Annotated in this window: 2 protein-coding genes; one reads left to right on the forward strand and one right to left on the reverse strand. The window is 51.4% G+C overall.

Translation table 11 applies throughout. The features are described from left to right. Positions 1 to 809: prolyl aminopeptidase (pip, locus tag V6D20_12300; protein ID HEY9816560.1), on the forward strand; the 809-nt coding region annotated here is incomplete at its 5' end. A 20-nt stretch (positions 810 to 829) separates the two neighbouring features. Here the strand turns inward: pip and V6D20_12305 are convergent. Next, positions 830 to 1,270: a pentapeptide repeat-containing protein gene (locus V6D20_12305; protein ID HEY9816561.1), complete on the reverse strand. Its 441-nt coding sequence runs from the start codon at positions 1,268 to 1,270 to the stop codon at positions 830 to 832. Positions 1,271 to 1,429: the final 159 nt, after the last annotated feature.

A 1,429-nucleotide genomic window follows, 5' to 3' on the forward strand; every position in this document is an offset into this window, starting at 1 on the left:
GCATTCATCCCAGCTATCGCCAATACTTCGATCCTCAGCGTTGGCGTGTCGTCCTTTTCGAACAGCGGGGATGTGGACGCAGCACGCCCCACGCTGAACTGCGAGACAATACCACCTGGGATTTAGTCAACGATATCGAAACGTTGCGTCACCATCTTGGAATTGAACAATGGACGGTCTTCGGTGGCAGTTGGGGCAGTACCCTGGCTCTAACCTATAGCCAAGCCCATCCCGATCGCTGCGTCGGTTTAATTCTGCGTGGCATCTTCATGCTGCGCCAAAAGGAAATTCGCTGGTTTTACCAAGAAGGGGCTAGCTTTCTGTTTCCAGATGCCTGGCAAGCCTATCTGGCACCCATTCCCGAGAGCGATCGCCATGATTTGTTAACCGCCTACTACCAACGGCTCACCAGTGACAATGAAGCGGTGCGCTTAGAAGCCGCCCGTGCCTGGTCTATTTGGGAAGCCAGTACCAGTAAGCTGATTCAAGATAAGAATCTCATGGCCCAGTTTGGCGATCCTCACTTTGCCGCCGCCTTTGCCCGCATTGAATGTCACTATTTTATCAACGGTGGCTTTTTCGAATCTGACGACGATCTTCTGCGACATATTGATCGAATCCGATCGATTCCGGCAGTAATTGTTCAAGGGCGTTACGACGTCGTCTGTCCGATGATGTCTGCTTGGGAGCTCCACCAAGCCTGGCCCGAAGCTGAATTCATCGTCATTCCCGATGCGGGGCACTCTATGACCGAACCAGGCATTCGCACAGCCCTCCTGGATGCTAGCGATCGCTTTGCTGATCTCTAGACGTTCTGTAGGACATGATATTAAGACTCAACGGGATCAAGGGCGATCGCTCCCCGAGCCATCAAGCTGGTTTCTAGATGCAGCGACAGTTTGGGTAGTCGGGTAAAGCGCATCTGAGTAAAACAAGTACCCCGTGAGTCTGACCAAGTCAGCGATGTATCCAGCACTTGGGCATGGCTAAGATCGGCATGGGAAATATCCACCTGACGCAGCACTGCGCCAGAAAGGTCGGCATGGCTGAGATTGGCATGGCTAAGATTAGCGTTGGTTAAATCCACAGACCGTAGATTAATCTGCCGTAGATCTAAACCACTCAGATCGGCTTCACTCAGATCAACCGAGACCTCTGGATGGCGATCGCGCCATTGATTCCAAGACGCCACACCTTGATGCAGTTGCTCTAACTGGGCTAGATTCACCATATGCGCTTCCCTAGTTTCTACTTCAAGTCTATCACTCACTCACGCCGAGCATATGGATGTGCAGTCCTAGAACCTAATGACACCAACATCAGGCAATCGCTTCTGTGTCTCTAATGTCAAGTTCACTGTTCTGCTATCTAGGGCTTGCTGAAAAAAGAGCAACAAACTGTAAGGAATAGTTTCGTGGACGATCGCCCC

The organism is Candidatus Obscuribacterales bacterium (assembly GCA_036703605.1).
Classification (GTDB): domain Bacteria; phylum Cyanobacteriota; class Cyanobacteriia; order RECH01; family RECH01; genus RECH01.